The organism is Paenibacillus sp. p3-SID867 (assembly GCF_025142895.1).
Lineage (GTDB): Bacteria > Bacillota > Bacilli > Paenibacillales > Paenibacillaceae > Paenibacillus_AQ.
The window spans coordinates 1-214 of record NZ_JAMBDM010000060.1; the positions used below are offsets into that span (position 1 = coordinate 1).

The 214-nt window shown below is 43.0% G+C and carries 1 pseudogene; it reads right to left on the reverse strand.

The features are described 5' to 3' along the window. Positions 1-214, reverse strand: a pseudogene (locus tag M4D81_RS34665) (helix-turn-helix domain-containing protein); the annotation flags it as partial.

Genomic DNA, 214 nt, shown 5'->3' on the forward strand with positions numbered 1-214 from the left:
GGTTGGTTCATACGCTTTATAAGGTTGTAATAGGTGCTGCGCGGGATACCAGCCAGCTGTACGAGTGCCTTCACCGGATATTTATGCCTTAGTTGCCAGACGGCTTGTGCTTTGTCTTGTTTGGTGATTTTTCCTTGTTTCGAACTAAGGCATTCAACTTTTTTAGATACTCATTTTCCATTTCAAGCTGTTTGATACGTTCTTCGAGTGCTTC